Origin of the sequence: Dactylosporangium fulvum (assembly GCF_025137375.1) — a bacterium.
GTDB lineage: Bacteria > Actinomycetota > Actinomycetes > Mycobacteriales > Micromonosporaceae > Dactylosporangium > Dactylosporangium fulvum.
Genome location: NZ_CP073720.1, coordinates 4,708,067 through 4,724,268, shown reverse-complemented (window position 1 = coordinate 4,724,268; position 16,202 = coordinate 4,708,067). Strand labels below are relative to the sequence as shown.

Genomic DNA, 16,202 nt, shown 5'->3' with positions numbered 1-16,202 from the left:
GCCGCCGGCCGGCACCGTGACCGCCGGTGGATCGGCGAACCCGCGCGGCTGATGCGCTGCCTGAGCAGCGGCCGGGGATTCCGGCCGGGCAACGGCCTCAGAACGTGTAGCCGAAGACGACGCCGACATCAGCGAGCACTCCTTCCTTGAATCGGGTCACGGTCGTGCCGCCGATGGTCACGGTCTCGGCCAGCGCGGCCGGGATCGAGCGGATCTCCAACCGCCACGGGGTCTCGGCGGACACCGGTACCCCCTGGGCGAACGCCGTCCCGGCCGCGGGCAGGCCACCGAGTTCGGCCGGTGACACGGCCAGCGACAGCTCGGCGGGCGGGCCGGCCGGGCCGGTGAGCCGCAGCTCGATCGGGTCGGCCGGGTCGTACGTGAGGCCGTCGGCGAGCCGGACGAACACCGCCGCCGCGTTCACCTTCAGCGCCCGGTCCCGCACGTGTGCCGGGAACCGGTCGCGGCCCAGCGGCACCGTCAGGATGTGCGGCGCGGCCCCGTCGGGGTGCAGGAACCGCGGCCAGCCGTCGCCGAGGTCGGTGCGGCCCGACACCATCCGGTACAGCCCGGCGGCACCTTCACCGACCGGCATGCTGGTGATGGCGGCCGCCAGGTCGGCCTTCGCGGCGGCGCGCAGCTGCGCGCCGCCGTCGCGGGCGGTGTAGCGCACGTGCAGGATCACGTCGCTGATCGACTCGTAGTCGAACTGCCGGAACGTGTCGGGCAGTTCGATCCGCCACGCCCCGATCGCGCCGGCGCCCTCGAACGGCAGGTACCGCTCGTCGTCGAAGTTGGTCTGGAACATGCCGGCGTCCTCGTAGCCGGTGCTGGTCACGATCGACTGGACGCCGCCGGAATCGCTGCGGAACCGCTGGTCCTCCGGCCCGGTCCAGGCGTAGCCGGGGCTGACGGCCGCGCTCACCCGGGTCCGGTTGGCCAGCAGGGTGAGCCGGGCGGTCACGTTGGTGTACGGCCCGGTGGTGCACGGGATGGTCACGCTGACCGACTTGATCCGCCGCAGGTGGTGCCCGGGCTGGTCGAGGTCGAACAGCGCCTCCGGCAGTTCCAGGTAGCAGTTGCCCTGGCGACGCAGCGCCACCAGCCCTTCGGGGTGCAGGCTCGCCAGCGAGATGTGCTTGGTCATCTCGTGCTCGCGCCGGTTGAGGTCCAGATAGGACACCTGCATCCGCTGGATGTCGCGGTGCAGCGCCTCACCGGCGAGCAGCCCCTTGCGCAGGCTGTCCCAGTAGCTGTACTGCACGAACGAGCTGCCGTCGACGCCGAGCTCGAAGCGGTACGCCCGCTCGGCGCGCTTGGCCACGTCGAAGGCGAGCTGGTACCCGGCGAAGTACGCCTGCGCGGTGCGGCCGATCATCCAGTTGTACAGCTCGGCGTTGGTGTACTTGCTGTGCAGGAACTCCTCGGTGCCGCGCGCCTGCTCCATCTGGGACCGGTGACCGGCCAGCTCGTCGGTGGCGATGCGCACGCGCACGGCCGCCTCGGCGAGCTGCTTGTCGATCTGCATGAGCTCCTTGCCGGCGAGGTTCTGCTGGAGCACCATTTCCGTCTCGCGGTGCACCAGACCGGCCACGATGGCGGCCCGGGCCGACCCGTCGGCGTGCTTGCTCGCGCCGGCCCGTTCCCGGCTGGCCATCGCTTGCAGGGCCGGGCCGAGCGCGGAGCCGGAGATGCCGAGCTTGACGCTGCCGCCGACGCCCCACGGCAGCGTGGCGATGCTCAGGTCGGGGATGTAGTACGACAGGATCGCGGCCGCCTCCCAGCCGTGCGCGCTGTCCTGGAAGCGATGCGCGGTGGCCAGCTCGTCGAGTTGCTGCTGCTCGGACGCGATCATCTTGGTGCCCTCGCCGTTGACGACGGCGGCCTTCGTCGGCGCGGCCACCTCCTGGATCTCCTCGCCCTCGCCCGGCCGGTGCAGCTGCGCGACGCCCTGCAGCCGCTGGTAGTGCACGTACCGGACCATCGCCTGGTCCCGCGCGGCGCGCAGGGTCTCCAGCTGCCGGGTGGCGGCCTCGACCTGCTGGACGCGGATCTGTTCCATCGTGCGCAGCAGCGTGGTCTCCTGCCCGGCACGCAGCGCCGCGAGGTCCTCGGCGTCGCGCTTCTCCAGCACCTGGGTCAGGCTCGCACCGAGCTGCTGGACGTGCTGGCTGAGCTCGACCGCCTTCGCCGCCAGGGCACGGAACCGGTAGACCGGCTGTGGTGCCGCCGCGTCGGCGACAGCGTTGGCGATGTCGGCACCGGCCGCGCTCGCCTGCACCAGCAGCGCCGGGTCGATCGGCGACTCGAACAGCGGCAACCGGCGGTCGACTCCGTCGACGTTCATGCAGTGGCGGATCTTGAACAGCCGGTCGGCGACCGTGTCCCAGTAGCCGAGGAGCCTGTCGTTGGCCGGGACACCGAAGTACAGCGTCTTCGGCAGCGGCACCGGCGGGGTGTTCGGGTTGGCCACGACCGTGTCCGGCCGGACCGAGCCGAACAGGTATTCGATGTCGACCAGCTCGTTGGAGAGCGTGCCGAGGTCGAGTTCCAGCGTGGAGTACGTCTGCACCTGCGGGACGGCCCGTGGCGGGATCAGCGACGGCCGCGGGCCCAGGATCTGGGCTGCCAGCACGTACAGCTGGGTGGCCTCGTTGACCGACTCCAGGGTGTCGCGGCGGAACAGCTGATCGCCCCACGCGATGAGGTTGTCCAGGTAGCGCATCACGACGTTCTTGGCGTACGCGGTCGGCCGTAGCCGGGCGATCGCGTGCGGGTCGAACGGGCTGTCGCGCCACTGGTCGACCTCGTCGATCAGGCCGTCCGGCGGGTTCCCGCCGGCCAGCATCTTGAGGATCTTGTCGATGCGGTCGTTGAGGATCGTCGCGTTGCTCAGCTTGTGCAGCGGCTTGGTCTGCCAGTACTTCTGTGGCGCCTTCAGGGTGGAGTTGTCGGTAGGGTCGAAGATGAGGTGCAGCCAGCGCTGTGCCTCCTCGAACCGCTGGTTCGCGCTGAGCCGGTCGGCGATCAGCAACGGCAGGTGGAAGAACAGCTCCCAGTTGTAGAGCGCGTATCCGCCGCCGTAGGTGAAGTCGATGTCCTCCACCGGGTACGGCGCGTCCACGACCGCGGTCGGGTCGTACCGGGTGTCGAAGTTCTCGGTCTCACCGAGCTGGATCGTGCGGCTCAGCGCGTTCGTCGGGCCGCCGCTGCTCATTCCCTGGACCAGGTTGGCGATCCGGCCGTGGAAGTGCGGCTGGAACAGGTACCGCCGCTGCTGGGTGGCCGCGACCACCAGCTGCTGCGGCGCGTCCAGGCGTCCGTCGTCGACGGTGTGCCCGGCCGGGTCCTGCACCGATGCGCCGTCGAGATCCTCCTCCAGGTCCTCGTCCAGGCCCAGGTAGTAGTGCCGCCGCACGCGGTCGATCGCGGCCGGGTCGACGCGGGCGGGGTCGGCGGCCGGGGCGAGGTTCACGGTGACGGCCCGCGAGGTGACGTAGTAGGTGCGCTCGTCGTCGCTGAAGAAGAACGGCCGGTCCGGCCGCAGGCCGTGGTACTGGTGCGGGTAGGACAGCGCGTACCGGCCGGGGGTCTCCTTGAACGTCAGGGTGTACGTCGCGTCCGGGTAGGCGGTGTCGTCCTTCGGCAGGTACAGGTTGTCCCAGCCGTACGGCTCGACCAGCTGGACGAAGTCGGTGCCGTCCTCGTGCGTGTTGGCCGGCGGGTACACCCGGATCGGCTCGTGCTCGATCGGCTGGACGAAACCCTCCGGGCCGGAGAAACGCCAGCCGTCCCGCGGGGTTCCGGCGATCTTGCTGTCGAACCAGATCTGCAGATCCGTCGACCCCTTCTCGGTCCAGAACAGGTGGTCGCCGCGCGGGCCGACCGCACCGAGATCCGACCGCACCCGCTGCGTGGTGATGCGCCGGGGCTGCCACTTGCCGTCGACGTACTCGCTCCAGGCCAGCTGGATGTCCAGCTCGTTCGGCGACGGGTCCGGGACCGGCCCGGAGCCGCCGTACACCGGGACGGGTGTCTCGGTGTACACCGGCCAGAACAGGAACAGCCGGTCCTTCCACACCACGGGCAGGATGTGCCGCTCGGTGATGTCCAGGTCGACGGGCTCCCACGCGGTCCAGCGCCCGCCGAGGAACCGACGGTGGTAGAACAGCGGCGTCGGCGTCCCCGGCACCCGGCCGAAGACGTGGATGTCCGACGACCCGACCCGGTAGATGCCGGCGATCTCCAGCCGGGCGATCATGCTGAGCTTGTGGATGTACCCGGCGACGACTCGTTCTGCGGCCTCGGAGGTGACGTCGTCCTGCCCCAGTTCGGCCTCGGCGGCCCGGAACAGCGGTGACCGGTCGGCCCGCAGCTCCGGTTCGATCCAGTTCTCCGGGAACAGGAACACCTTCCGGGCGGCCTCCCAGACCCGGTACTGCTTCATCCACGGCCAGTCCCGCCAGCCGGAGTTCGTCATCTTCGGCCCGGTCTCCAGGCCGAGCAGGCAGCGCTGCACGAACTGCTGTGCCGAGCTGATCGCCTGCTTGAGCCGCGACGTGGTGGCGCAGGCGCTCATCTCGGTGTCGATGAGGAAGTGCCCGTACAGCCCGTTCGCGTCCCGCCAGTGCTGCCCCTTGGCCGGGTCGGGGTTCGTGACGAGGTAGCTGACGAGTGCCTTGCGCTGGATCTCGCGCAGCCTGTCCCGCAGCGGGCGGGCGACCCGCGGCCATTCGTCCACCGTGGATCGGGCCCGGACGAGCTGGACGGCGGCCCGCGCGTCGGCCGCGGTCAGCGCCGGTGCGGTGAACGCCACTGTCTGCGCCACGCTCGCGCCGAGCCGGGTGATCCGGCCGATCGCCGGTATCAGCCGGGCCAGCGCGGTCTCGTCGGCGAACCGGTCGACCGCGGTCAGGTCGAGCACGGGCTTGGCGGCCAGCGCCGTCAGGTCCGCCGTGACCCAGCCGGTCCGGGTGGCCAGTCCACCGAGAACGGTCGCGGTCGTGGCGCCGGTTGCCCTGGCGTCGGCGAACATACGCTCGACCGTGTCCGCGCCGCCGGGGACCCGGTCGCGCACGGCAGCCAGGTCGACCAGCCGCAGCCAGGCCGCGAACCGGGCCGGTGACGGGTCCACCGGTTCGGTCACCGCCAGCTCGTCCGGGTGCAGCCAGCCGGTCGACACCGGCGTGACGCTGAGCCAGTGTGCCGGGCGGACCGGCACCCCGGGCATGCCGAGCCAGTGCAGCTGGCCGGGTTGCAGGCGCAGCAGGCCGGTCAGCCGGTGCGTCTTGGCCAGCCGGCGGACCGTGGCGAACTGGTGCGGGAACCCGGCGGCGGTGATCGTGGTCTCCGGCTCGCTGTCGAGGTAGGCCGGCTCGAGCAGATCGGCGATCGCGAACTGCTCGGCTGCGGTCCCGGCGTGCAGCGTGCCGGTCAGCAGCGCCCGGACCGTGTGCGTCGGCACCGCAAGGGCCTCGGCCAGGTGCTGGACGACGATCTCGGTGCCCTGCTCGACGCGGACGAACGCCAGCACCCGGGCGAGCACGATCGCGTACCGCTGCAGGATCATGACCGGTTCGTCGAACAACCGGGCGGCATCCGCGGTGGACACCAACACGTTGCCGGGCTCGGGCTGGTACTGCGCCACGGCGGCGTACAGTTCCTCGACCGCGGCCCGGTAGAACCCTTCGGTGGACAGCGAGTGCAGCAGCCGGCGGTCCGCGGCGGTCATCGCGCCGCGGAAGCACAGCCGCCGGGCCGGTGCGTCGTAGAACACCCGCGCCTTGATCTCGGCGGGAAACACCACACCGGCCGGAAGCCCCTTGAGCGGGGCGTGGAACGTCGGCCAGCGCACCGCCAGCCGGGTCACCGCCGATCGGGCGGCGGCGAAGATCTGCTTGACCGCGGCCAGGAATGCGGTCGCCGTCGGGGCGGCCGCGCTGAGCAGTTCGCGCTCAGCGACGGTCAGCGGCCCGGTCACCCGCAGCACCCCCTGCGCCCACTCGACCCGTCCGCGCAGGTCGGCCGGCACCTGGAAGCCCGGCGGCAGGCTCGCCAGCGACGCGGAGTACACCGCGTCCGGCGACAGCGCCACCAGCAGGTCGTCGATCAGCTCGTCCGGCCAGCCCAACGCGGCGAGCCGAGAGCGCAGCGCTGTGCCCTCCCGGTCGACGACCGCGGTGTCCTGCTCGTGCAGCGCCCGCACGGCGGTGCGGACGTCGTCCAGCACCGCGGTGATCGCGGAGTCGGCGGGCGTCGTGGCCGCGCTGCCCCGGTGGTGGAGCAGATGGTCCAGTTCCGCGACCGACGTCCCGGCCGCGGCGACCCGGTCCAGCAGCTCGGCGAGGAACAGTACGTTGTGCGGGTTCTGTGGGAGGAACACGTCGGTCAGGCCGGTCATCGCCTTGAACGTCAGCAGATCCCCCACGGACAGGCCGAGCCCGCGGGCGAGCAGCACGTGCCGGTACAGCCCGGACAGCTTGGCCAGGTCGAGCGGGCCGATCGGGGCGAGGGCGGCCAGCAGGATGGCCAGTTCGCCGTCGTTCACGCCGAGCGCGGCCGCGAGGGTGGCGCGGTTCGCCGGTGGTTCGGCCGCGACGGACACGGCGCCGTTGACCGGGACGAACGCGGGGTTCACCGGGTCGACGACGGCCGGGTTCGTGAACAGCCGCTGGTACAGCGGATCCGGGCCGGTCACCGGCAGCGGGGACCAGAAGGTCAACACCTGCTCGCGGGTCAGCCCGAGCCGGGTCGCCAGCAGCTGCACCGCCAGGCATCCGCGCAGCACCGTGAGCGTGAACGGCTGCGCCGGCGCGCCCTGGAACACCGCGAGCGTGGCGTCGAGTTCGGTCGTGGTCCAGCCGAGCCGGCGCCACAGCCGCACGAACAGGTGCAGTCGGGCCAGGAACGTCTCGGTGACCCCGGTCAGCTTCAGCTTCCACAGTTCGCCGGTGGTCGGGTCGGTCGACTGCGCGGAGACGATCCGCACGGCCGCGTCCGGGTTGACGTATCGCGTGGTGAGCAGTTCGACGAGTTCCTCGTAGCTGACCGCCAGCCGGTCGACCACCTTCGTCACCCAGGTGAGCGCGGACAGCCAGTCCAGCTGCTGGACCACCGGCATCGACGAGCCGTTGAAGACCTCGACCGGGTTGCCGGTCTGCGCCAGGCCGTAGAAGTGCCAGGGCATGACCCGCTCGCCGCGGTGGCCGGTCGCCGTCGGCACCAGCCGCCAGGTCGTGACCTGGTTGGCGGTACCCTCCGCGACGGCCACCAGGCCGGGGGCGTCAGCGCGGCTCCAAGCGCCGGCGCTGACGGTGTAGACCCCGTTCTGCGACTGGTCGGTCTGGTCCTTCACCAGCACCAGTTGCCCGGCGGTCAGTGCGACGCCGTCGACGGTCCGCAGGTCCGACAGTGCGGTCAGCGGGCCTGTGGTGGCGGCCCGCACCGGCATACCGCCGGTCAGCAGTACCCGTTCGGCGGGTGCCAGCCCGAGCCGCTCGCCGACCACCTCGGGACGGTTGAACGCGGTCCACGGCGACGACGGCGCGAACTCGGTGAGCAGGCTCGCCCGGTCGGCGCCGAAGTGACCCAGCATCGCGGCGGTCTCGGCCCGCCACAGGTCCAGCGGCAGGTCCAGCGGGAACACCGAGGACCGCAGCACGTCGTACGCCCGGGTGTTCACGTGTTCCGGGCTCGCCGCCAGCCGTCCGGCGTCCGCGCCGGTCTGGTACGTCATCGCGGTGACCGTGATGGTCGTGCTCATGGTGCTGCCCCGGGAGAGGTCGAAGCGCACCGAGCCGTCGGACAGGTGCCAGCGCTGGCCCTTCAGGACCACGTACACCACCTGGCCGGCGCTGAGTGGGTACCCCGCCTGGGCGAACGGCGCCCGGATCGGGTCCGGCACCTTGCGCAGATCCAGGTCGGCGGCGAGCGCGACGGGCACGGTGAACGGCGCGAACGGCGCCACCGCCTGCTCCAGCACCTCGTTGACCAGGTCGATGTACGGCAGTTCGGTGTTCGTGTTCTCGCACGTCAGCTCGATGTCGCCGAGGTCGGGCCGCCGGGCCAGCATCACCTTCAGCGCATTGCCGAACGGCGACTCGGCGCCGCGCTGGCTGAGAAACTCCAGGATCTCGGCGTAGTAGGCGGCCGGGCCGGCCACCGACTTGCAGTGCTCGCAGGCGCAAGCGTCGAGCGACCCGAACAGGCTCGTCAGCGTCGGCACGTCCACCGCGTTCGGCGTCAGCACGCTCGCGACGTCGACGGTGTTGTACTGCGGGCTGTAGGCGGCCACGGTCGCCATCGCCGACGCGGCGACGGTGGCGGCCCGGGCGTGGACCTGCCCGGCCCGGTCGGCGTCGGGGAAGACGTGGCCGTAGCGCTCGACGAAGTCGTCGTGGTTGAGCTTGGCGATGTCGGTTGCCGAGGTGAGACCGGCGTCGAGGAGCGCTGCCGTCTCGGTGTGGCGGCGGGTCAGGTTGAACACCCGCTGGGTGGCACGCAGTTCCCGGGTGACCGCCTCGGTGTCGGTGACGCCCTGGAGCAGTTCCGGGTGCGCGGCCAGGAACGACTCGACCTTGACCGCGCCGAGTTCGAAGACGACGCCACGGGCGGTGACGTTGGTCCAGAAGGCGCGCAGGCCCGCCGCGCGGGTCTGGTCGGCCTGGGCGCGGTAGGCCAGCACCTGCGTCGGCATCGCGTCGGTGACGATGCGCTCCAGGGTCTCGGCGTAGCGGGTCACCCGGGTCGCGTGGTCGGCGCCGGTGATCTCCGCCGGGACCTGGTCGGCCGCCGGGACGGGCTGGCTGGTGATCACCGTCTTCCAGTCGGCGACACCGAGCTTGGCCAGGTGCCGGAACGCGGGCGCCTCACCGGCGCTACGCATCGCCCGCAGCCGGTTCACCAGCGGCGCGTGCCCGCCGGTGAGTGCCGCGACCTGCATCGTGAACTGGAGCTCAGGCACCTTCGGCCCGAGCCGCGGATCGCCGGCGAGCTGGGTCCAGAACCGTGCCGGGTCGGTCTCGGCCCGATCGCGGGCCGCGTCGTCGACGTGTGCGGCGTACCGGGCGAGGAACGTCTCGCGGTCGGCCGGCTGGTCCAGGAGCCCGCCGAGGAGCTTCGCGATCGGTGCCGGGCCCGCGCCGTACTTCGCCGCCGCCGCCCGGAACGCCGTCTCGATCTGCTCGATGCGATCGTGCAGGACGCCGGGGACGATCCGCTGCCGGACGGCTTCCTCCAGCGCCCGGACGCGGACCTCGGGCTCGGTAGCGAGCAGCGCGCTGAGATTCGTCGGCAACTGCTGGCGGACGTACCCGTAGTGCACCTCCGGCTGCAGCCCGGTGCGGCGGGCCAGCTTGTGCGCCACGACGAGCGCGGCCAGCTGTTCGGCCGGTCGCTTGACCTTCCCTGCGAGCAGGCTCAGGTCGCGCTGACCGGTGCGCTGGGCGAGGTCGGCGAGTTGCACGCCGCCGAGGTGCGGCTGCAACTCCTGCATCATTTGCTCGTACTCCGACCAGGTCGCCAGCGGTCCGCCGTCGACGGTCAGCGGCACGGACTCGACCTCGCCGGCGGAGAAGATCACCGGTGACTCGGCCGCCACCGTGGTGCCGTCCTGGGCGTACACCCGGACGAGCAGGTCCACCGGTGTGCCGCCGGGCGGGTACGTGATCTCGTACCCGCCATCCGCACCGGTGACCGTGCGGCCGAGTTCGGACTCGCCGCGAAGTCGTTTGTGCCAGGCGATGACCGTCCGCCCGGCGATGCCACGCCCACCGGCGAACGTGACGGTGCCCCGCACCGTGCGCGTGCCCTCGGCAGGAGCAGCTGTGGCCGAGCCGGTGCGATCCAGTTCCAGCGTCATCGGTACACCCTCATCTCGCGTCGTTCGACGAATGAGGCGACTGTGCGCGGCGGGTGTCGGGGGCGGTGCGGGGTGAAACGCGGGGCCTCGCACCCGATGTCGGGAACCCGTCACGTGCACGCTGCAGATCCACCGCCGCGGCTGAGCCTTGACCAGACTCATCGATGTGAATATCGTGCCCTATCTATAAGGAAGTCTAACTAACAACCAAGGTCGGCGACGGCGCGGCGACCGCTGCCCGGCTCCGTCGCCTCGCGGGGGCCGGGCGTCACGAACGGAGACCCCAATGAGCTCCCCACCGGTCAGACACATCATCGCCGGCCTCGCCGCCGTGCTCTGCGTCGCCACAGGCGTCGTGGCGGCCGCCGCCCCGGCCGTCGCCGACACCGTCGGCCCGATCACCGGCATCGCCTCCGGCAAGTGCGTCGATGTCCCGGCGACCACCGTCAACGGCACGCAGGTGCAGCTCTACACCTGCAACGGCACCGCCGCGCAGACGTGGACCGTCGGCACCGACAGCACGGTCCGCACCCCGGGCAACAAGTGCCTCGACGTCGCCGGCGGGGTCAACGCCAACGGCACCAAGGTGCAGATCTGGGACTGCTCCGACGGCAACCCCAACCAGCGGTGGACGTACAGCGACTCGGCCCGCACGCTGGTCAACCCGGCCACGGGCCGGTGCCTCGACGTGGCCGGCGGCAGCACCGCCGACGCCGCCAAGCTGCACATCTGGGCCTGCAACCCGGCCGTGGCCAGCCAGCAGTGGGGCCTGGCCGGCGGGCCGCCGCCGGCGTTCACCGACTACCAGGCCGAAAGCGCGGCGGTGTCGCAGGGCGTGGTCGAGTCGAACCACGCCGGCTACACCGGCACCGGCTTCGTCAACTACGACAACGTGATCGGCTCCTACGTCCAGTTCACCGTCTCGGTGCCCGCCGCCGGCATGTACCCGCTGGCACTGCGGTACGCCAACGGCACCACCGTCGACCGGCCGATGGACATCACCGTCAACGGCGCGCCGGCCGCGCCCGGGGTGTCCTTCCCGGGCACCGGCGGCTGGCCGACGTGGGTCGACCGGACCGTCACCGCGAGCCTCACGGCCGGCACGAACACGATCCGGGCCGCGGCCACCACCAGCAACGGCGGGCCGAACCTGGACCGGCTGCGAGTCACCGCGCCGTCGGACGGGCAGCCGCCGAGCGCGCCGGCGAACCTGCGGGTGGTCGGTGCGGTCCGCCCGACCGGCGTCGACCTGGCCTGGAACGCCTCCACCGACAACGTCGGCGTCGCCCGATACGTCGTCTACAACGGCGGGAACGTGGTCACCGAGGTCGGCGGCAACATCCTCGCCGCCACCGTGCCGTTGCAGCCCAACACCTCGTACGTCTTCAGCGTGCTGGCCTACGACGCGGCCGGCAACCCGTCGCAGGGCAGCAACAACCTGCCCGTCACGGCGCCGCCGAGCACCGACACCCAGCCACCGACCACGCCGGCCGGACTGCGCAGCACGGCCGTCACCGCGAGCACGGTGACGCTGGCCTGGAACGCGTCCACCGACAACGTCGGCGTCCGCGGCTACCGGGTGTCGCGCGACGGCACCCAGATCGCGGACGTGCCCGACCTGACCGCGTCGGACACCGGGCTCGCCGCCGCAACGACCTACCGGTACACGGTGGTCGCCTACGACGCCAACGGCAACACCTCGCCGGCCGGCCCGGCGCTGGCGGTGACCACGTCGTCGCAGGCGGGCGGCGGCGACCCGATCTTCGATCGCAACGTCAACACGCAGCTCGACCTGCCGTGGGGGATCGCGTTCCTGCCCGACGGCAGCGCGCTGGTCGCCGAGCGGGACCGGTTCGAGATCGTCCGGGTGACGCCGGCCGGGCAGAAGACGGTCGTCGGCACCATCGCCGAGGCCGTGACCACCAGCGGCGAGGGCGGCCTGCTGGGCCTCGCCGTCGGCCCGACCTTCGCCACCGACCACTGGGTGTACGCCTTCCACACCGCGGCCTCGGACAACCGCCTGGTCCGCTTCAAGTTCGAGAACGGCGCCATCGGCCCGCGCGAGGCGCTCGTCACCGGGATCGCGAAGAACCGCTTCCACAACGGCGGCCGGGTGCGGTTCGGCCCGGACGGCTACCTCTACGTCACCACCGGCGACGCCCAGGACAGCAGCCGGGCGCAGAACCCCAGCTCGCTCAACGGCAAGATCCTGCGGGTCACCACCACCGGCGCGGCCGCGCCCGGCAACCCGTTCGGCACCCGCGTGTACAGCCTGGGCCACCGCAACCCGCAGGGTCTCGCGTGGGACTCGCAGGGCCGGCTGTGGTCGTCGGAGTTCGGCGACAACACCTGGGACGAGCTCAACCTCATCACCGCCGGCGCCAACTACGGCTGGCCGACCTGCGAGGGCGCCTGCGGCAACCCGAGCTTCACCGACCCGGTGCGGCAGTGGAGCACCGCGTCGGCCTCACCGAGCGGCATCGAGATCGTCAACGACTGGATCTACATGGCCGCCGTCCGCGGCACCCGCCTGTGGGTCATGCGGATCACCGGCGCCACCACCGACACGCCGCGGGCCTTCTTCAACGGCTCCTGGGGCCGGCTGCGCACGGTGGTCAAGACGCCGGACGGCGGCCTCTGGCTCACCTCGACCAACAACGACATGAACGGCGGCACACCGACGGTGCTCACCAACGTCATCGTCCGCCTGCGCTTCGCCTCATGACCCGGTCCACCAGCAGAGGAGATCGTGCATGAAGATCCGCAGCAGGCCGTGGCGCGCCCTGGCCGTGGCGGGGCTGGCCGCGCTCACGACGCTCGTCATCACCGTGACCATCCCGGCCTGGGCCGCGCCGACCCGCTACGAGGCCGCGCCGGCCGAGTCGCTGCTGTCGCGCGGCAAGCCCGCCACCGCCTCCTCGGTCGAGGACACCACGCTGACGGCCGGCAACGCCGTCGACGGCAACACCGGCACCCGCTGGGCCAGCACGGCCGGCGTCGACCCGCAGTGGCTGCGGGTGGACCTCGGCGCGCCGTCGACGATCACCCGGGTCGCGCTGAACTGGGAGGCGGCCTACGCGACGGCGTACCGGGTCGAGGTGTCCGCCGACGGCTCGACCTGGAGCAGCGTCCACAGCACCACCACCGGCAACGGCGGCGTCGACACCATCACCGGCCTGAACGCCACCGGCCGGTACGTGCGGGTGCTCGGCACGGCGCGGAGCACGCAGTGGGGGTACTCGCTGTGGGAGTTCGACGTCTACGGCACCGGCCCGAGCGTGCCGCCGACCAGCAACCCGCCGACCGGCTCGACGCCGGCCGCGATCAACGGGCAGCTGCGCGTCTGCGGCGTGCGGCTGTGCAACCAGTACAACCAGCCGATCCAGCTGCGCGGCATGTCCACGCACGGCATCCAGTGGTACTCGCAGTGCGTCACCGACGCCTCGCTCAACGCCCTGGCGACCGACTGGAACGCCGACGTCCTGCGGGTGTCGATGTACATCCAGGAGGGCGGCTACGAGACCAACCCGCAGCTGTTCACCGACCGGGTGCACAGCTACATCGAGCAGGCGACCGCGCGTGGCATGTACGTCATCGTCGACTGGCACATGCTCACCCCGGGCGACCCCAACCACAACCTGGACCGGGCCCGCACCTTCTTCACCGCCATCGCCCAGCGCCACGCCGCCAAGACGAACATCCTGTACGAGGTGGCGAACGAGCCCAACGGCGTCGGCTGGCCGGCGATCAAGAGCTACGCCGAGCAGATCATCCCGGTGATTCGCGCCCAGGACCCGGAGGCCGTCGTCCTGGTCGGCACCCGTGCCTGGTCGTCGCTCGGCCTCTCCGACGGCGCCAGCGAGACCGAGGTCGTCAACAACAAGGTGAACGCGACGAACATCATGTACACCTTCCACTTCTATGCGGCCTCGCACGGCAGCTCGTATCTCAACGCGCTGTCACGGGCGGCCGACCAGATCCCCATGTTCGTCACGGAGTTCGGCACCCAGGAGGCGTCGGGCGACGGCCCGGACAACTTCGCGCAGGCGCAGGCATACCTCGACCTGATGGCCAGCAAGAAGATCAGCTGGACGAACTGGAACTTCAGCGACGACTTCCGCAGCGGCGCGGTCTTCACGACGGGCACGTGCGGCGCCGGCCCGTACACGGGCACCACCCGCCTCAAGCCGGCCGGCGCCTGGGTCCGCGACCGGATCCGCACCCCGGACAGCTTCCCGACGGGCTGACCGACCTCGGAAACACGGTGGGTGGTCGGGGCCCCGACCACCCACCGTCCTTGCGCCAGAGCCGTTCGTTTGACACCCCCGCGAACGCTATTCGTTTGGCGGACCCGGCCGGTCAAGGTGATCGGTGAAGTGGCAGGCCGCCGTGTGCGACTCGTCGATCCGTGCTGCGGCCGGTTCTTCTGTGCGGCAACGCGCGGGTCGAGCGAGCTGCTCGTAGAGCCAGCACCTGCCGTGGAACCGGCATCCGGACGGGATGTTGTCGGGCGACGGCAGGTCGCCGGTCAGCAGGATCCGCTGCCGGGTTCGTTCCTCCACCGGGTCGGGCTTTGGTGAGGAGGACAGTAGCGCCCGTGTGTACGGGTGGCGGGGATTCTGATAGACGGACTCGGTCGTCCCGGACTCAACGATCTTGCCGAGGTACATGACGAAGACACGGTCGCACAATCGCCGGACAGCGTCCAAGTCGTGCCCGATGAACAGGAACGTCAGGTCCAACTGGTCCCGCAGATCCATGAGCAGATTGATGATCTGGGCCTGTACTGATACGTCGAGAGCCGAGATGGGTTCGTCACAGACGAGGAACTCCGGTTCGACGGCGAGTGCCTGTGCGATGCCGATCCGCTGGCGCTGCCCACCGGAGAACTCGTGAGGGAACCGGCTCGCCTGTTCCGGGTTGAGCGAGACCAATTCGAGGAGTTGTCGGACGCGGTCCGCCCGCTCCGCGCGGGGCACGATCCCGTGGATGGCCAGCGGCTCTTCGAGAAGGGCCTGGACTCTCATACGGGGGTTGAGGGAGCTGTAAGGATCCTGGAAGACGAGTTGCATGCGTCGCCGGAGGGACCGCATCTGCTGTCGGCTGAGCGAGCCTAGATCTGTGCCGTCGAAAACGACCGAGCCTGCCGAGTAGTCGTTCAGGCGCAGGAGCGCTCGTCCCAGAGAACTCTTTCCGCTGCCGGACTCGCCAACCAGCCCAACCGAGTCACCCGCATGAATCTCCAGGTCCACTCCGTCCACGGCGGTGACCCATCGGGTGGGACCGCGGAAGATTCGCCGCTCGACGGGGAAACGCACCGAGAGACCGGCGGCGCGGACGAGAGGAGCGGAAGCAACACCAGCAGACACTAGATCCAGCCCCCTCGGTCGGTGCCCACGCAACGCGCGGTGTGACCCGGACGGTCACGTTGCGTCAACACCTGTTCGGTTTCCTGGCACACCGTGTGGCGGTGCGCGCACCGGGCACTGAACCGGCAGCCGGCCGGCAGATCGGCCAGCGAGGGCGGCGTTCCCGGAATCACGTTCAGGCGCCCGTTCGTGCTCGGCGCCGCTGACGGCAGCGCGGCCATCAATCCTCGCGCGTACGGCGTCATCGGGCGGTAGAAGAAGTCGTCCACCTCGGCCTCTTCCACGATCTGGCCTGCGTACATCACCCGGATCGAGTCGCACATGTTTGCGGCGACCCCGAGGTCGTGGGTGATGAGCACGATCGCCATGCCGTTCTCCGCAGAGAGCCTCTTGAGCAGTTCCAGGATTTGCGCCTGCATCGTTACGTCCAGGGCGGTCGTCGGCTCGTCGGCCAGGAGGACGACGGGATCGCAGGCGATGGCCATAGCGATCGCGACCCGTTGGCGCATTCCTCCGCTGAACTGGTGGGGATAGTCCTTGAGCCGGTCGGTGGCTTTCGGGATGCCCACGCGGTCCAGCAGCTCGATCGCGGTCCGACGGGCGGCGCTGCGGGAGGCGTTGCGGTGCGCTTGGAGCACTTCGGCGACCTGCTCACCAACGGTCATCAGTGGGTTGAGGCTGCTCAGCGGATCCTGCGGGATGAACCCGATGCTGCCGCCTCGCACACGGCGCAACTCCTTGGGGCTCATACGCATGACGTCGGCGCCCTGCAGGAGAATAGAGCCGCTGACGATCTCACCAGCCGTTGGCGGGATCATTCGCATGACGGAGAGTGCGGTAGCGCTTTTGCCGCACCCCGACTCCCCCACGAGCCCCATGGTGGATCCGGCCGGTACGTCGAAGCTCACATCATCGACGGCGTGCACGGACCGGCCGCGGGCGTAGTACACGGTTGACAGGTTCCGCACGCAGAG

5 protein-coding genes are annotated in these 16,202 nt (G+C 70.8%); 2 read left to right on the top strand and 3 right to left on the bottom strand.

Annotated elements, in window-relative coordinates:
- Window positions 1-97: 97 nt before the first annotated feature.
- Window positions 98-9,859 carry a Tc toxin subunit A-related protein gene (locus Dfulv_RS22190; protein WP_259866344.1) on the bottom strand — a complete coding sequence of 3,254 codons (9,762 nt, stop codon included), beginning with the start codon at window positions 9,857-9,859 and terminating at the stop codon, window positions 98-100.
- Between the two features lie 286 nt (window positions 9,860-10,145).
- Between Dfulv_RS22190 and Dfulv_RS22185 the strand changes: the two genes are divergently transcribed.
- Both Dfulv_RS22185 and Dfulv_RS22180 read left to right on the top strand, forming a co-directional pair.
- Window positions 10,146-12,584, top strand: a complete 2,439-nt coding sequence (locus Dfulv_RS22185) for a PQQ-dependent sugar dehydrogenase (protein WP_259866342.1) — start codon at window positions 10,146-10,148, stop codon at window positions 12,582-12,584.
- Window positions 12,585-12,612: 28 nt separating this feature from the next.
- A complete protein-coding gene (locus tag Dfulv_RS22180) occupies window positions 12,613-14,106 on the top strand; it encodes a cellulase family glycosylhydrolase (RefSeq protein WP_259866340.1) in 1,494 nt (497 codons plus the stop codon).
- A gap of 87 nt (window positions 14,107-14,193) precedes the next feature.
- Here the strand turns inward: Dfulv_RS22180 and Dfulv_RS22175 are convergent, their stop codons facing one another.
- Both Dfulv_RS22175 and Dfulv_RS22170 read right to left on the bottom strand, forming a co-directional pair.
- Window positions 14,194-15,228 (bottom strand): ABC transporter ATP-binding protein, encoded by a 1,035-nt coding sequence (locus tag Dfulv_RS22175; RefSeq protein ID WP_406567979.1) that lies wholly within the window; start codon window positions 15,226-15,228, stop codon window positions 14,194-14,196.
- A complete protein-coding gene (locus tag Dfulv_RS22170) occupies window positions 15,228-16,178 on the bottom strand; it encodes an ABC transporter ATP-binding protein (protein WP_259866336.1) in 951 nt (316 codons plus the stop codon). Before Dfulv_RS22170 ends, Dfulv_RS22175 begins: the two co-directional genes overlap by 1 nt.
- Window positions 16,179-16,202 lie beyond the last annotated feature (24 nt).